Source organism: Pseudomonas sp. B14(2022), assembly GCF_012030485.1.
Classification (GTDB): domain Bacteria; phylum Pseudomonadota; class Gammaproteobacteria; order Pseudomonadales; family Pseudomonadaceae; genus Aquipseudomonas.
The window spans coordinates 257912-273804 of sequence record NZ_JAAUVM010000005.1; the positions used below are offsets into that span (position 1 = coordinate 257912).

15 protein-coding genes are annotated in these 15893 nt (G+C 62.5%); 4 read left to right on the forward strand and 11 right to left on the reverse strand.

Features of this window, described 5'->3' with window-relative positions:
* Positions 1–39: 39 nt before the first annotated feature.
* The 7 genes from HCF10_RS10800 to HCF10_RS10830 all read right to left on the reverse strand — a co-directional run bounded on the left by HCF10_RS10800 (position 40) and on the right by HCF10_RS10830 (position 8348).
* On the reverse strand, positions 40–1059 hold the full coding sequence (locus HCF10_RS10800; protein WP_145337302.1) for a LacI family DNA-binding transcriptional regulator: 1020 nt from the start codon (positions 1057–1059) through the stop codon (positions 40–42).
* A 109-nt stretch (positions 1060–1168) separates the two neighbouring features.
* The gene (locus tag HCF10_RS10805; RefSeq protein ID WP_167655488.1) at positions 1169–1768 is read right to left on the reverse strand and encodes a LysE family translocator; all 600 of its coding nucleotides are present in this window, start codon (positions 1766–1768) and stop codon (positions 1169–1171) included.
* A gap of 54 nt (positions 1769–1822) precedes the next feature.
* A complete protein-coding gene (locus HCF10_RS10810; protein ID WP_167655489.1) occupies positions 1823–2662 on the reverse strand; it encodes an AraC family transcriptional regulator in 840 nt (279 codons plus the stop codon).
* A gap of 72 nt (positions 2663–2734) precedes the next feature.
* Positions 2735–3376: a DUF1345 domain-containing protein gene (locus tag HCF10_RS10815; RefSeq protein WP_131696586.1), complete on the reverse strand. Its 642-nt coding sequence runs from the start codon at positions 3374–3376 to the stop codon at positions 2735–2737.
* Between the two features lie 103 nt (positions 3377–3479).
* Positions 3480–3911 (reverse strand): hypothetical protein, encoded by a 432-nt coding sequence (locus HCF10_RS10820; RefSeq protein ID WP_167655490.1) that lies wholly within the window; start codon positions 3909–3911, stop codon positions 3480–3482.
* A 162-nt stretch (positions 3912–4073) separates the two neighbouring features.
* Complete coding sequence (locus HCF10_RS10825; RefSeq protein ID WP_145337306.1) at positions 4074–7178, reverse strand: efflux RND transporter permease subunit; 3105 nt, start codon at positions 7176–7178, stop codon at positions 4074–4076.
* 12 nt (positions 7179–7190) lie between these two features.
* Entirely contained in the window at positions 7191–8348 is a 1158-nt protein-coding gene (locus HCF10_RS10830) for an efflux RND transporter periplasmic adaptor subunit (protein ID WP_167655491.1), read from the reverse strand.
* A 171-nt stretch (positions 8349–8519) separates the two neighbouring features.
* On the opposite strand from HCF10_RS10830, the gene HCF10_RS10835 reads away from it, so the two are divergent.
* Both HCF10_RS10835 and HCF10_RS10840 read left to right on the forward strand, forming a co-directional pair.
* Positions 8520–9221 carry a response regulator transcription factor gene (locus HCF10_RS10835; protein ID WP_053135156.1) on the forward strand — a complete coding sequence of 234 codons (702 nt, stop codon included), beginning with the start codon at positions 8520–8522 and terminating at the stop codon, positions 9219–9221.
* 3 nt (positions 9222–9224) lie between these two features.
* Complete coding sequence (locus HCF10_RS10840) at positions 9225–10526, forward strand: ATP-binding protein (protein WP_131696581.1); 1302 nt, start codon at positions 9225–9227, stop codon at positions 10524–10526.
* Here the strand turns inward: HCF10_RS10840 and HCF10_RS10845 are convergent, their stop codons facing one another.
* From HCF10_RS10845 to HCF10_RS10855, 3 genes are all read right to left on the reverse strand, one after another.
* Complete coding sequence (locus HCF10_RS10845) at positions 10527–11201, reverse strand: anti-sigma factor (protein ID WP_167655492.1); 675 nt, start codon at positions 11199–11201, stop codon at positions 10527–10529.
* On the reverse strand, positions 11198–11728 hold the full coding sequence (locus HCF10_RS10850) for a sigma-70 family RNA polymerase sigma factor (protein WP_167655493.1): 531 nt from the start codon (positions 11726–11728) through the stop codon (positions 11198–11200). The genes HCF10_RS10845 and HCF10_RS10850 overlap by 4 nt, the downstream gene beginning before the upstream one ends.
* An 84-nt stretch (positions 11729–11812) precedes the next feature.
* The gene (locus tag HCF10_RS10855; RefSeq protein WP_131696579.1) at positions 11813–12334 is read right to left on the reverse strand and encodes a DUF3455 domain-containing protein; all 522 of its coding nucleotides are present in this window, start codon (positions 12332–12334) and stop codon (positions 11813–11815) included.
* A 137-nt stretch (positions 12335–12471) separates the two neighbouring features.
* On the opposite strand from HCF10_RS10855, the gene HCF10_RS10860 reads away from it, so the two are divergent.
* Complete coding sequence (locus HCF10_RS10860) at positions 12472–13242, forward strand: class I SAM-dependent methyltransferase (protein WP_167655494.1); 771 nt, start codon at positions 12472–12474, stop codon at positions 13240–13242.
* A 91-nt stretch (positions 13243–13333) separates the two neighbouring features.
* Positions 13334–14119 (forward strand): sulfite exporter TauE/SafE family protein, encoded by a 786-nt coding sequence (locus HCF10_RS10865; protein WP_027606416.1) that lies wholly within the window; start codon positions 13334–13336, stop codon positions 14117–14119.
* 302 nt (positions 14120–14421) lie between these two features.
* On the opposite strand, the gene HCF10_RS10870 is transcribed toward HCF10_RS10865, so the two are convergent.
* Positions 14422–15660 (reverse strand): acyl-CoA dehydrogenase family protein, encoded by a 1239-nt coding sequence (locus HCF10_RS10870; protein ID WP_167655495.1) that lies wholly within the window; start codon positions 15658–15660, stop codon positions 14422–14424.
* Positions 15661–15893 lie beyond the last annotated feature (233 nt).

Sequence of the window (15893 nt, forward strand, 5' to 3'; positions counted from 1 at the left end):
CTCTGCCGTAACCGCAGCCTCGCCAAGGCTCGACAGCGGCTACGTGTAGGGGCGCTGGGTTGAGCCTCGGATGATCAACTGGGGCAAAAAATCCAGGGTGCGGGTCGGTTCGGTGTCACCGCGCAACCGCTTGAGCAGGCAATCGAACGCACTGGCGCCAATCGCTTCGGTGGGTTGGGCGAGGGCGGTGATGCCGTTGCCCACCAGCGGGTACCAGTCCAGGTCATCCAGGGCGATCAACCCCACGTCGTCGAACAGGTTGCAGTCCAGCGCCTTGAGCGCACGGGTGCAGGCCAGCGCGGCGATGCCGTTGGCGCAGAACAGGGCCTTGGGGCCGGGTTTGGCGAGAAAGGCTTGCAGGCGTTGTTCCAGCGCATCATCGAGCTCCAGCACCGCGCCGGTCAGCGCCGGGTGCCGGGCAATTTCGCTCTTGAAGCTGTCCAGGCGTTCCTGCCGTGAACTGGTGCCATCGCAGGCCTCACTCACCAGCAACACCTCGCGGTAACCCTGCTGTTCCAGGTGCTCCACCGCCATGCGCACCGCCGCCGGGTTATCCAGCCCCACCAGGTCGCTGTGCAGCGGCTCGACCTTGCGGTCCACCAGCACCAGAGGCATTTCCCGTTGCAGTTCCAGCAATTGGTCGAGGTGATGGCCGAGGGTGTTCACGATCAGCCCTTCGATGTTGTAGGAGCGCAGCGCCGCCAGGTGTTGGCGCTCCTGTTCGTCATCGCGGTCGGTGTTGCACACCACCAGGCTGTAGCCGTGCCGGCGGCAGGCGGTTTCGACGCCGTGCATCACGGCAATGGAGTAGGGGTTGCGGATATCGGCCACCAGCATGCCGATCAAGCGCGTGCGGCCACGTTTCAACCCGCGGGCCATCTGGTTGGGGCGGTAGCCGAGTTGTTCGATGGCTTGTTCGATGCGCAGGGCGATGGCATCGGAGAGCAGGGCGCGGTCTTCGCCGATAAAGCGCGACACGCTGGCCTTGGATACGCCGGCGTGCTCGGCGACGTCGAGCATGGTCACGCGGCTGCGCTGGGCGGCAGAAAAGTTGTTCACGGTCATCGACCTTCTATTTTTATTGGAATGACTGAAACCGGTTTCAGGAAATCACTAAAGTAGGAAAGTCGTCAAGAAGCTGTAGGACAAAGATAGATGATCGGTGTGCTCATACGAGCATACCCAACCACGCCGCCGCCAACAGCAGCAGGGCCATGCTTCGGTTAACACGCTGCATGGCCTTGGGCGAACGAAACACCCGCGAAGACCCCACCCCCAACAGCGCCCAGGTGCCCAGGCAGGGCATCGATATCAGGAAAAACACCAGGGACAGGTACACCACCTGGCTTTGGCGCTGCTCACCATTACCGGCAAATACGCTGACCACCGCCAACGCCATCATCCACGTTTTGGGGTTGATCAATTGCAGGCTGGCAGCGCCGATCAGCCCCAGGGGCTTTTGGCCTGCGTCCACTTCGATGACCTGAGGGGGGGCACGGAAGATCTGCCAGGCCAGGTAACTCAACCAGGCGACGCCGGCCCACTGCATGGCGCTTTGCACCTTGGGCAGGTGTACCAGCGACTGGCCAAACCCGGCCCCCACCAGGAGCACGAGCCCGGCCGCCCCGGTGCAGGCTCCGAGGATGATTGGCATGGCGGCTTTGAACCCGTAGCGGGCGCTGTTGCTCAGCACCAGAATGTTAGTGGGGCCGGGTGTGATGGAGGCGACGAAGGCGAACAGCATGAACGGCAGCAAGGTGGACAGCATGGCGGGGGACTCCGGTAAACCAATCGATGGAGTCGATCTTCACAAGCCGGCGCCTTACCTGTCTGGAAGATTTGAGCAGCGCTTGCGGTACGCGGCGGGCGTGAGGCCGTAAGCGCGGATGAACCAGCGGCCCAGATGGCTCTGGTCGGCAAAGCCCAGGGCAATCGCCACGTCTGCCGGTTGTTCGCCCTTAGCCAGTAAATGCCGGGCGCGGGCCAGGCGCAGTTGCACCAGGTAGGCGTGGGGCGGCAGGCCGAAGGCGCTCTTGAAGGCGCGGGTCAGGCGAAAGCGGTCGACGCCGCACGTCAAGGCCAGTTCGTCCATGCCCACGTCTTGCTGCAGGTGGGCATGCAGGTAGTCCCGCGCCTTATAGGCCACCAGCGGCAAGCTCGGGTCTTCACGGTAGCGGGTGCGCCATTGGAGTTGGGCGGTAAGGCGCTCCAGCAATTGGTCCATGGCGCGCTGGCGCACGATGCGCAGTTCGCCGCTGTGCAGGGTCTGGAACGCACGGCTGGTGGCCAGGGCCAGGCGCGGGTCGCTGGTCACGGTGCTGGCAAACCCCAGTTGACTGTTGAGGGGCGCCTCTTCGAATACCGCACTCACTTCCCGCGCCAGCCACTGCGGGTCGAGGTACAGCATGTGATAGGTAAAGCCGTCCGCAGTGGGCGCGTCGCCGTCATGCAGTTCGCCAGGCTCTACCAGGAACACCTGGCCCGGTACGCTGTTGTGCCGGGTGCGGCGGCAGTTGAATTGCTGCACCCCTTGTTCGGTGACGCCGACCAGATAGCTGTCATGCCAGTGGGGGTCGTAGGCGTGACCCTCGAAATGCGCGCGCAGGGTCTCGATGCCGGTGTCGGCGTCCTGGGACAAGTCGATCCAATTGTGCGCGGCCATAAAACACCAGCATGCGATGTGTAAGGGTATTAGCGTCTGCCGGCGCCATTGCGTCTAGAAGGTTTGTGCAGCCTAGCTGAACAGCCCGGCGGCGATGTTGATCGAGAACCCCAGGATCGCTGTATTGAACAAAAAGCCGATCAGTGACTGCCCCAACACCACCTTGCGCATGCCGCGCGTGGCGACGCCGACGTCAGAGGTTTGCACCGCCACGCCGATGGTGAAGGAGAAATACAGGAAGTCCCAGTAGTTCGGCGTCAACAGCCCTTCGGCGAAACGCAGCGCCGGTTCCTTGCCGTTCCAGGTGTAATACAGGCGGGCGTAATGCACGCTGAAAATCACCCCGATCAACAGCCATGAACCGATCACCGTCAGCCCGGTGAACCCGTAGTGCAGCAGGCGCTCGGAAGTGGCCAGGTCTTTGCTGCCCACCAGTTCGAAGGTGATGGTGGCGAGGCTCGCGATGGCGGCGATGCACACGGTGAACAGTACCAGCCCGGCGTTCTCGTCCTCGATTTCGGCGATGCGCTTTACATCGTCGGCCCTGGCACGGCTGGTCAGCCACAGCATCAGCACCAGGTAAGTCCAGACTCCGGCGTTCCAGCCAATGAGGATTTTGCTGGCGAGGGTGTCGGCGGGTGCCAGGATGCCTATGACAAGGCCGAGCACGGCGGCGGCGGAGAGGCGAGGGTGGGTGCGGGCAAGGAAAGGCATAGAGGCTCCCCGAAAGACAGGGGAGCCACTATAGCGTATTCACACAAAAACAGAGGGAACTCCATGATAGTGTGGGATTGTGGCAGGTGACGCACCGAAGCGGTTATTTGACGGGCTGAACTGAGAACTCCAGCTTTTCAAATGTGTACTCGTGGCCCAAGTCATCAGATCGAACCTTGAAGTGGCCAGTGCCGTTCACGGTATTGCCTTGCTGATCATATTCAAATGTGATTTTCCCGCTCTGCGCATATCCACGGACAGGTTCTTCTCCACCCAAAAAACGATTAAAGTGAATGCGAGCTTTGTTGCGCTCATAAGATTCGGATACCTCAAGTGATCCTGAAGTCTGATTTTGGACTGGTATTAAAAGGACGAGAAAATTTCCATCCCAGTCAGCGTCATCGCCCCTCACCGCCAACACAGCACCATCGGTTGATGAGTACCGCGACATCATGACTTCCGTCGCGCTGAAATTTTTAGTTAGCGTGGTATCGGCGGTAATACTGCCCTTATATTGATTGTTGTCAGTCGTCATTTTAAAACCCTCTACTTGGTTTTGAATGAGTGACGTAACTGGACCCGCATGGCACTGGGTTATTACGCGCCAGAGCAGCTTAGAGCAATGTTGAACATTTCAAAACTGTCAAATATGACAGTCTTGAAATGTGCTTCTTCAGACCTAAAAGATATAAGTGATTCAGGACTTGTTGATCGCAACCTTACGCTTTGTCAACTTCATCACCACTACAAAGAACACCGGCACAAACACCACCGCCAAGGTTGCGGTGATCATCCCGCCGATCACCCCGGTACCAATCGCCTGCTGGCTCGCCGAACTGGCACCGGTGGCAATCGCCAATGGCACCACGCCGAGAATAAACGCCAGCGAGGTCATGATGATCGGCCGCAACCGGAGTCGTGCGGCTTTCAGGGTGGCGTCGATCAGGTCTTCGCCCTGGTCATACAGGTCCTTGGCGAACTCGATGATCAGGATCGCGTTCTTCGCCGACAAGCCGATGATGGTGATCAGGCCGACCTTGAAAAACACATCGTTGGGCATGCCCCGCAAGGTCACCGCCAGCACCGCGCCGAGCACGCCCAGCGGCACCACCAGCAGCACCGACGTCGGGATCGACCAGCTTTCATACAGCGCCGCCAGGCACAGGAACACGATCAGCAGCGACAGGCCCAGCAGTATCGGCGCCTGTGAGCCGGACAGACGTTCCTGCAATGACAATCCCGTCCACTCCTGGCCCAGGCCTGCAGGCAGTTGGCTGACCAGGCGCTGGATTTCTTCCATCGCCTCACCGGTGCTATGCCCCGGTGCCGCCTCGCCGGAAATGGCGATGGCGGGGTAGCCGTTGTAGCGCGTCAGTTGTGCCGGGCCCTGGGTCCATTTGGCTACAACGAATGCCGACAGCGGCACCATCTCCCCGGCCTTGTTGCGCACGTGGATCTTCATCAAATCCGCCACCTGGCTGCGCTGGTCACCTTCGGCCTGCACCACCACCCGCTGCATGCGGCCCTGGTTGGGGAAGTCGTTGACATAGGCCGAACCGATGGCGGAAGACAGCACATTGCCCACATCCGCAAACGAGACACCCAGCGCGTTCGCCTGCTTGCGGTCGACCTCAAGCTGCACTTGCGGCGCCTCGGCCAGGGCACTTTCGCGTACGTTGGTCAGGATCGGGCTTTTCTCGGCAGCGGCGAGCAATTCGGTACGTGCCGCCATCAGTGCGGCATGGCCAACACCGCCGCGGTCCTGCAGGCGGAACTCGAAACCGCTGGAGGTGCCCAGGCCATCCACGGGAGGCGGCAGGACCGTATAGGCGATCGCGTCCTTGAGCTCGCTGAAGGCCATGTTGGCGCGGTCGGCAATCGAGGCGGCGGAGTCATCGCTGCCGCGTTCCGACCAGTCCTTGAGCGTAGTAAACGCCAGCGCGGCGTTTTGCCCGGAGCCGGAGAAGCTGAAACCCATGATCATGGTGGTGTCACCCACCCCAGGCTCACCGGCGTTGTGCGCTTCGATCTGCTCGGCCACCTGCACCGTGCGGTTCTTGCTCGCACCCGGCGGCAGCTGGATGTCGGTGATGGTGTAGCCCTGGTCTTCCACCGGCAGGAACGAGGCGGGCAGGCGGCTGAACATCAGCCCCAGGCCCACCAGCAATACCAGGTAGATCAGCAGGTAACGGCCGCTGCGCTTGAGCGCATAGGCGACCCAGCCTTCGTAACGCTCGGTGAGCTGCTCGAAGCGCTTGTTGAACCAGCCGAAGAACCCGCCCTTGGCATGGTGCTCCCCCTTGGCAATCGGCTTGAGCAGGGTGGCGCACAGGGCCGGGGTCAAGGTCAGGGCAAGGAACGCCGAGAACAGGATCGAGGTGGCCATCGACAGCGAGAACTGCTGGTAGATCACCCCCACCGACCCGGCCATGAACGCCATCGGCAGGAACACCGCGACCAGCACCAGGGTAATGCCGACGATGGCGCCGGTGATCTGGCCCATGGCTTTTTTCGTCGCGTCCTTGGGCGACAGGCCCTCGGTGACCATGATCCGCTCGACGTTCTCCACCACCACAATTGCATCGTCCACCAGGATGCCGATGGCCAGCACCATGCCGAACATGGTCAGCACGTTGATCGAGAAGCCCAGCAACAGCATGGTGGCGAAGGTGCCCATCAGCGCGATCGGCACCACCAGCGTCGGGATCAGCGTGTAGCGCACGTTCTGCAGGAACAGGAACATCACCGCAAACACCAGCGCCATCGCTTCGAGCAGGGTGTAGACCACCTTGGTGATCGAGACCTTGACGAACGGCGAGGTGTCGTACGGGATCTTGTATTCCACATTGGCCGGGAAATAGCGCGACAGCTCGTCCATCTTCGCCCGCACCAGGGTCGCGGTGTTGAGCGCATTGGCCCCCGGCGCCAGTTGCACGCTGACGGCGGTGGACGGTTTACCGTTCAGGCGCGTGGAAAACTGGTATTCCTGGCTGCCCACTTCTACCCGCGCCACATCGCCGATGCGCACGGTGGAGCCGTCCGGGTTGGCCTTGAGCACAATATCGGCGAATTCCGCCGGCGTGGACAACTGGCCCTTGACCAGGATCGCGGCGGTAATTTCCTGGGTCCTGGTACCCGGCAAGTCGCCGATGCTGCCGGCCGAGACCTGGGCGTTCTGCGCACTGATCGCGGCGTTCACGTCGGCCGGTGTGAGGTTGAAGCCGATCAGCTTCTGCGGGTCGATCCAGATGCGCATGGCGCGTTCGGCGCCATACAACTGCGCCTTGCCCACCCCGTCCAGGCGCTTGAGCTCGTTCATCACGTTGCGCGCCAGGTAATCGCTGAGCGCCACGTCGTCGAGCTTGCCGTCGCTGGAGGTAAGGGTGACCAGCAGCAGGAAGCCGGCGGAGACTTTCTCCACCTGCAAACCTTGCTGGGTCACGGCTTGAGGCAGGCGCGGCTCCACCGCCTTGAGGCGGTTTTGCACATCGACCTGGGCCATTTCCGGGTTGGTGCCGGGCTGGAATGTGGCGGTAATCGTCGCCGAGCCGAGGCTGCTCTGGGATTCGAAATACAGCAGGTGATCGGCGCCGTTGAGCTCCTGCTCGATCAGGCTGACCACGCTTTCATCCAGGGTCTGGGCCGAGGCGCCCGGGTACACCGCGTAGATTTCCACCTTCGGCGGCGCGACGTTGGGGTACTGGGCCACCGGCAATTGCGGGATGGCCAGCAAGCCGGCCAGCAGGATAAACAGGGCGACCACCCAGGCGAAGATCGGGCGGTCAATGAAGAACTGCGGCATTGTCAATGATCCTTATTGGCCGGAAGCCTGGGCAACGGGTATGGGGCTGTCATCGACCTGGACTTTTTCACCGGGGCGCGCGTGCTGCAGGCCTTCGACGACGATACGGTCGCCGGGCTTGAGGCCGTGGCTGACCACCCAGCGGTCATCGATCACCGCACCCAGTTCTACCGGCTGCTGGCTGACGGTCTGCTCGGCGTCGAGCAGCAGCACCATGGGGATGCCGGCGCTGTCGCGGGTGATGGCGCGTTGCGGCACGCTGATGCCTTGTTTGTCGACGGCTTGCTCCAGGCGTACCCGCACGAAGCTGCCGGGCAGCAGGTCGAGGTCCGGGTTGGGAAACTCGCTGCGCAGGATGATCTGCCCGGTGCCCGGGTCGACGCTGATCTCGGCGAACAGCAACTTGCCCGGCAGCGGGTAGAGGCTGCCATCGTCCTGGATCAACGTGGCCTTGGCCTGGTCCTGGCCCACCTGCTTCAAGCTGCCGGCGCGGAAGGCGCGGCGCAGGTCGTTCAGCTCGCGGGTGGACTGGGTGAGGTCGGCGTGGATCGGGTCCAGTTGCTGGATGATCGCCAGGGGCGTGGCTTCGTTCTGGCCCACCAGTGCGCCTTCGGTCACCAGGGCACGGCCGATGCGCCCGGAAATCGGCGCAGTCACCGTGGCGTAGCCCAGGTTCAACCTGGCGCGCTCGACGGCGGCCTTGTTGGCGGCGACTTCGGCGTTGGTCTGGCGCACGGCGGCGCGGGCGTTGTCGTAGTCCTGGCCGCTGATGGCGTTACCTTCCACCAATTGGCTGTAGCGCTGCTCTTGCAAGCGTGCCTGGAACGCATTGGCCTCGGCCTTGCTCAGGTTGGCCTGGGCGCTGTCCAGGTCAGCCTTGAACGGTGCCGGGTCGATGCGAAACAGCACGTCGCCCTGTTTGACGTCATGGCCTTCCTTGAAGACCCGTTGCATCACCACGCCAGCGACCCGTGCGCGCACTTCGGCGATGCGCGGCGCGGCGATGCGGCCGCTCAACTCGCTGGTGATGGAGAGGGGCTTGGCCTCAAGGGTTTCGATGCGCACTTTGGCCAGGGGCATTTCTGGCGCTTCGGCGGCCGATTTGTCACAGGCACTCAGGGCCAGCGTCAGGGCCAACAGGCAAAATGGCGCAAACAGATTCTTCGACATGCTCTTATCCCAATATTGACTGACGCATCCTAAGGTCACCTGCGCCGTGGTGCTGTGAAGCTGTGTAGGTCGTCTGTGAAGAAATGTAAGGTGCGGCGCGCGGGGCGTCGAGGGCGTATATCCTTGCACAATCCTGCAACACACCAACAAACCGCATTATTTGGAAACACCATGCCCAACATCCTCCTGGTGGAAGACGACGCCGCACTCTCCGAGCTGATTGCCAGCTACCTGGAACGCAATGGCTACCACGTCAGCGTGCTCAGTCGGGGCGACCACGTCCGCGAACGCGCGCGCCTCAACCCGCCGGACCTGGTGATCCTCGACCTGATGCTGCCCGGCCTCGATGGCTTGCAAGTGTGCCGCCTGTTGCGCGCCGATTCGGCGGGCCTGCCGATCCTGATGCTCACCGCGCGCGACGACAGCCACGATCAGGTGCTGGGCCTGGAAATGGGCGCCGACGACTATGTCACCAAACCCTGCGAGCCGCGGGTGCTGCTGGCGCGGGTGCGCACCTTGCTGCGGCGCAGCAGTTTGTCCGAGCCGCAGGTGGCCAGCGACCAGATCCTGATGGGCAACCTGTGCATCGACCTGTCGGAGCGCACCGTGACCTGGCGCGAGCAGGCGGTGGAGTTGTCCAGTGGCGAATACAACCTGCTGGTGGTGCTGGCCCGGCACGCCGGCGAGGTGCTCAGCCGCGACCAGATCCTGCAACGCCTGCGCGGTATCGAGTTCAACGGCACCGACCGTTCGGTGGACGTGGCCATTTCCAAGCTGCGCCGCAAGTTCGACGACCACGCCGGTGAAGCGCGCAAGATCAAGACCGTGTGGGGCAAGGGCTACCTGTTCAGCCGTTCCGAGTGGGAATGCTGACCGATGTTTCGTGTACTGGTACGCCTTTACCTGATCACCATCATCACCTACAGCGCGGCGATCTTCCTGATTCCCAAGCTGGTGATCCAACTCTTCGAACACCGCTACCTGGACTACAACGTCGAGCAATCCCGGGGCATGCAGAAGCTGATCGTCAAGCAGTACCTGCGCGCGCCGGTGGAGCGCTGGTCCCAGGTGACCGAGCAACTGGGCCGTGACTTCGCGCCACTCAAAGTGCAATTGCTGTTACGCCAGGACGCCCGCTACACCGCGCAGGAAGCGAAACTGCTGGAGCAGGGCAAACCCGTGATTCACCTGGGGGAGTGGGGCTGGATGGAGGACATCAGTTCGCCGCTCAACGAGCAGTTCGTGGTCAAGCTCACCGTCCCGCCGGACCCGCTGGACATGAACCTGTTGTACTGGTCGATGAACGTGCTGATCGGTGCGGCGTTGCTGGCCTGCCTGCTGTTCTGGCTGCGCCCGCACTGGCGCGACCTCGAACGCCTGAAAAGCACCGCCACGCAACTGGGCAAAGGCAACCTGGCCGAGCGCACACACATCCCGCCCAGCTCCAACATCGGCAGCCTGGCGGCGGTGTTCGATACCATGGCCGACGACATCGAACACCTGCTCAACCAGCAGCGCGACCTGCTCAACGCGGTCTCCCATGAACTGCGCACACCGCTCACACGCCTGGATTTCGGCCTGGCCCTGGCGCTGTCGGAGGATTTACCAGAGGCCAGTCGCGCACGCCTGCATGGCCTGGTGGCGCATATTCGTGAGTTGGATGAACTGGTGCTGGAGTTGCTGTCCTACAGCCGCCTGCAAAACCCGGCGCAACTGCCGGAGCGGGTTGAGGTGGTGCTCGATGAATTTATCGACAGTGTGCTGGGCAGCGTCGATGACGAACTGGAAAACCCCGAGATCGTCATCGATGTGGCACTCGATTGCGCCGTGGAACGCTTCAGCCTCGACCCACGCCTCACTGCCCGCGCGCTGCAGAACCTGCTGCGCAACGCCACACGTTACTGCGACAAGCGCATTCAGGTGGGGGTCAAGGTCTGCGCCGAAGGTTGTGAAATCCGGGTGGATGACGATGGCATCGGCATTCCGCTGGACCAGCGCGAGCGTATCTTCGAGCCGTTCTACCGCCTCGACCGCAGCCGCGACCGTTCCACCGGCGGCTTTGGCCTGGGCCTGGCGATCAGCCGGCGCGCCATGGAAGCCCAGGGCGGCACCCTGACCGCATTGGCCTCGCCGTTGGGTGGCGCACGCTTTCGGGTGTGGCTGCCCAATGTCGCCTGATCAGAGCACCTTGACCGCACGGCCGATTGCCTGGATCGGTCCTGTGGGTTTACCGGTGGGCGAGCCACGCGGGTCTTCCAGGGTCAGTTCGAACAACTGGTTGGGCGCCAGCGGCGGCAGTTTGTCCAGCGGCACCGACAGGGTTTGCCCCGGCTTGACCAGCCCCAGGGACACCGGGCCTTGCCAGCCATCGCCCTTGGTCCAGAACTGCAAGGCCTTGTCCGCCGGCACTTCCATCACGCCCAACGGAATCAACTGGATCTGCTGATTATTGCTGGCCTGGATCACCCAGCCCGGTGCCTGGCTTTGCGGCGCCACCAGTACCACCACAAAGCTGGGGGACAGCGCAGGAGGGCGCGTCAGCAACAAGGCCGCGAGCACCAGCGTCGTCACCAGCCCCGCACCCGCCAGGCTCCGCCACAACGCCAGCAGGTTCCACCACCCTGCGCGGGTTTGCGCAGGGGCGATGTTGCGCTGGATACGCCGCCACAGTTCAGCGGAGGGCGGCATCGGTTCTGCCAGCGCGGTCAGGGGCAACAGGCGCTGCTCCCAGGCGTCCACCGCCGCACGCAATTGCGCATCGTGCGGGAGGCGTTGTTCCACCTCGGCGCGTTGTTCGGCCGGCAGGGTGCCCAGTACGTATTCGCTGGCCAGTTCGTCGAGTGTTTCGTTCATGTCATGCACTCCCGCAGCGCGGCGAGGCTACGTTTTATCCAGGCCTTGACGGTCCCCAGCGGGGTGCCCAGTCTTGAAGCGATTTCGCTGTGGGAATAACCGTCGACATAGGCATGCAGGATGCAGGTGCGACGGGCCGGGTCGAGTTGTTGCAGGCAGGTGTGCATCAAGCCTGCGCGTGCGGGGAATTCAAAGGTGTCGTGAGGCGCGGCGAGCTGTTCATGTTCCTCGCCCAGTGCCACCTCGCGATGGTGGTTGCGCACGTAGTTGAGGGCTAGGTGACGGGTCACACTGAACACCCAACCCCGTGCCGAACCGCGTTCGGGGTCGAAACTGCCGGCGCCGTGCCAGATCTTCATAAATGCGTCATGCACAACGTCTTCGGCCAGGGCTTTGTCCCGGACGATGCGCAACGCCACGCCGAGCAAACGGCTGCTGTCCTGCTCATACAGTTGACGCAGGGCACGTTGCTCGCCACGGGCACAGGCCAATAGGCAGGCTTCATAATCAAAATGGGTGTCAGGCAAGGCCACGTACTTCCACCGCTGTAATAACGATAACCACCCCCCTGTAGGAGCCGGCTCCTACAGGGGCAGCGTAGCGCAGTTTGCTCAGTTGGCCGCCCAGAAAATGTAGTCGGCCTGGTACTTCACCACTTCCTGCTTGCCCTTGTTGGCAGTGGTGCACTCGGTGCTCGGTGCCACGCCACCTTTGAGCGCGACCCGCTGGATGTAACTCACGCCGCTCATCGCGCCCTTGCCCTCGGCCGGGTTGGCCTTGACCAATTGGTAGGGCAGGTTACCCGCACCCGAGGGGGCTACGGCGAGCTGGGTGCCGGTGATTTTCGAGCCGTCCTTGGCCTGCCAGGTAGCCGGTGGGCCGAAGTAGGTGCCCACTTGCTTGCCGCTGCGGTCATTCAGCACGGCCTTGGGGCCGACGAAGGTCCATTCGGTCTGGCCGGCGGCATTGGCCTTGTCGCGGCACTCGTAGGTGATTTCGCCGATGCCGGTGGTTTCCAGTGCCACCTTGTGGCCATCCGGCACCTTGATACTGTCGGGCAAGCCGGTCTGGGCAAAGGCCGCTGGGGTGGCGATGAGCAAACCGGTGAAGCAGAGCAGGGCTTTAGCGTTCATAGGTAGTTCTCCATTCAGTCAAACAGCGGGGTTACTGAAAGGACTACCCATGACGCGCACGATTGGATGCAGCGATTAGAAAATAAATGATTGAAGGCGCACACTGTGCCCCCGCTTTACCCGAGGAGAGATTGGCAATGACTGGTGTTCACGCGTCTGCTCAACAAGGTTTCTCTACCCAGGCCGTCACCTACGCCCAAGGTCGGCCGAATTATCCCAGGCAGCTCACCGGCTGGCTCACGGATGTGCTCGGCGTCGATGCGCACTCATTGGTGATCGACCTGGGCGCCGGCACCGGCAAGTTCACACGCCTGCTCAGCACCCTGGCGCCTACGTTGATCGCCGTCGAGCCGGTGCAGGCCATGGGGGCGCAGTTGACCCGTCTGCTGCCGGACGTGCGCCTGGTCAATGGCACCGCCGAAGCCATCCCCCTGGAGACTGCCAGCGCCGACGCGGTGGTCTGCGCGCAGGCCTTCCACTGGTTCTCCACCCAGGCCGCGCTGGCGGAAATCCATCGCGTACTCAAGCCCGCAGGGCGCCTTGGGCTGGTGTGGAATGTGCGCGATGAATCGGTGGATTGGGTGGCGGCCATCACCGCGATCATTACGCCTTATGAAGGTGACACCCCGCGCTTTCACTCCGGGCGCTGGCGCGAAGCGTTCAACGGCGAGTACTTTTCCGACCCCGAAATGACGTGTTTCCCCTATAGCCATGTAGGCAGCCCACAGGAAGTGATCATGGATCGCGTCCTCTCCGTGAGCTTTATTGCCGCGTTGCCCGAGGCTGAAAAAGCCCTCGTGACCGAGCAGTTGCGTGGCTTGATCGCCACCCACCCGGCACTGAAAGGCCGCGACACGGTGGCGTTTCCCTATCAAACCCAGGCGTATGTCTGCCGCCGACTGCCATAAAAGGCATAAAGTCAGATCATATTGATATAAGTCGTTATAAGAAAAATCGCTATCCTGCGGCCAGAATTTTATAAGGCCGCAGGTAGCTTTGATGGAAGTGGGTAACTTTGGTTTTGTAATTGCGGGCCTGATCGTTGGTTTTATCGTCGGCATGACCGGTGTAGGCGGGGGCTCGTTGATGACCCCGATCCTTTTGTGGTTCGGCATCAACCCGGCCACGGCCGTGGGCACTGACCTGCTGTACGCGGCCATCACCAAGTCCGGTGGCGTGCTGGTACACAGCAAGAACAAGAACATCGACTGGACCATCACCGGCTGGCTGACCCTGGGCAGTGTGCCTGCGGTGTTGCTGACCCTGTGGTTCCTCGCCAGCCTGCACACCGACCCCAGCGCCATGAACGCGGTGATCAAGCAGGCCCTCGGCGTGGTGCTGCTGCTGACCGCCCTGGCGATCCTGTTCAAGCAGCGCCTGTTGGCGTTCGCCCAGCGCCATGCGGGCGATCACTACCATATGAACCCGCGCAACCTGAATGCGTTGACCGTGGTGACCGGTGCGGTGCTGGGGACCATGGTTGCACTGACCTCCATCGGCGCCGGCGCCCTCGGCACGGTCGCGTTATTTATCCTCTATCCGTTCCTGGCCACGCGCCGCCTGGTCGGCACCGAGATCGCCCACGCCGTACCCCTGACCCTGGTGGCGGGCCTGGGCCATGCCGGCATGGGCAATATGGACTGGCACCTGCTGGGCTTTCTGCTGATGGGTTCGCTGCCGGGCATTTATTTCGGCAGCCACATGACTGGCAAAGTCCCGGACGGCGTATTGCGCCCGTGCCTGGCGATCATGTTGATGACCATCGGCTACAAATTGGCCTTTTGAGGCGTACACAGGATTCAAATATACAAGGGCCAAATGTGGGAGGGGGGTTGCCCCCGATGAGGGAGTGTCAGTCACTTATTGGTTAACTGACCCGACGCTATCGGGGGCAAGCCCCCTCCCACATTTGGATCTTTATCCAGCAGGTAGGCCTCGGTCTGTTTTTGCTCTGGCTTTTGATCTTGATCCTAGGCGCCCCATTAAACACATTGGCCGAACGCAGGCTTGAATCCGTGGCTAACCCGGCAGGACGCCGGGTTAGCCGTCCTGGGCCAGGGCCGCCACAGTTTTGACCCCGCTCAGCCTCAGGCTTTCGCCGGACCATTGCCGATCTGCCACACAAACGGCGGCTCGGTGCCATTGATCACCCAGTCCCCCACGATCCGCGCCTTGTAGATCACCGGGTTGTGCGACGACACGGTCCGCGCATTGCGCCAATGGCGGTCGAGGGACTTGCCCTGGCGCACATCCGACGCCCCCAGTGCTTTGAACAACTCACTGGTGGCGCGCTGGATCAGCTCCGACACCACCACCTGCGCTGTGGCCGACTCGATTTCGGCCGCTACGTTGGCTTCGCGCTCGACACCCTCATCCCCCCCGAAACGCGCCAGGTACGCCCGTTGTGCCGGCTCGGCGGCCTTCAATGCGCTGGCTTCGGCGGCATAGACCAAGGCCGCGACTTCGCCCACCACCTGCTGGATTTGTGCATCCTGGCTGACATGCTGGGCATTGCCATGGCTGTAGATGCGCTTGCGGCTGCGCACCTGGTGGGCCACATCGCGCAACGCGGCACGGCCGATACCGGCGAGGCTCGCTAACAGTACGAGCTGGTAGAACGCGGTCTGGTATTTGAAGCGGGTCGCAAAGTCGATGACGTTTTCCGCCTCCACCACTGCATCGGTAAAGCGCGAGGTGCCGCTGCCCGTGGTGCGCTGGCCAAAACCGTCCCAGTCATCGCTGTGTTCCACGCCGGGTTGGCGCGCGCGGGTGGCGGCGATCACGTCGCCGCCGGTGTCGCTGCGCTGGGCGTACACATCGATCCAGTCAGAGAAAATGCTGCCGGTGCTGTAGAACTTTTCACCGTTGAGTTTCCACCGATCGCCGTCCGGACTGACCTGGGTGACAACGTCACCGATGGCTACGGCGCCGATTTCAGTCCAGGCACAGCCGACGATGTCGCCGTCGACAAAGCGCTTGAACCACAGGTCGCGGCCGGCACTGGGCGGCGCATTCAGGCGGTCTTCGGCAAAGGCGAAATGCCCGCGCAGGGCCTGGGGCACATTGGAGTCGGCCTCTGCCAGTTCGATCAGTAGTTCGAACAGTTGCGGCAGCGAAGCACCGCCACCGCCGTATTCCACCGGCACCCGCACCGCGCCGAAGCCGGCCTCCTTGAGCCACTGGATCGGCTCATGGGGCAGGGCGCGGGTTTGTTCGCGTGCCACCGCGCCATCGGCGATGCGCTGGAAAATCGGACGAAAGCGTGCCGCCAGCGTGGGGTAGTCGACGCCGACAGACAGCGGGTTGATAACGTGGTGTTTGGTCATGAGCAGGGCTCCGGGGCAGTGATCGGTACCGGGAGTGATTGCACAGTCCGTGCCGGGTGCCAGGGCCAATGTTTACGGGGGGATGCACGCTGTTTGCTGTTGCTCCAGCAACAGCAAACCGACAAACCGTTGCAATCCCTGACATTGGCATTCCAAGCCTCCCAGGCCCGAATTCGCGTCGCAACCCTTGTGGCGCGGGCGTTTGCCCGCGCCTGGCACGCTTGCTGCTCAAC